At 28.8% G+C, this 226-nt stretch carries 1 protein-coding gene; it reads right to left on the bottom strand.

Annotated elements, in window-relative coordinates; genetic code table 11:
* Positions 1-226 (bottom strand): sensor histidine kinase (locus ACX6CF_RS27000; RefSeq protein WP_458788464.1); only part of this gene is annotated, 226 nt, incomplete at both ends.

Genomic DNA, 226 nt, shown 5'->3' with positions numbered 1-226 from the left:
ACATAGATACCATATTCCTCACCAAAATTCAGTTTAATTCTTTTATTAACATTATATATTCCAACTTTTGGTTTCTTCTCTGTTCCAGTGTCATTTTCCATAAAAAGTAATTTAATTTTCTCAGGCAAAATTCCCTGTCCATTATCTGTCACCTTAAATACTATTTCATCATCATTCTTATAACCCTTTATAGTTATAAGACCTCTTTCTTCATTGTGAGATATAC

The organism is Vallitalea sediminicola (assembly GCF_054408565.1).
The sequence above is the reverse complement of the archived record's forward strand: the minus strand, read 5'-3'. Positions and strand labels throughout refer to the sequence as shown.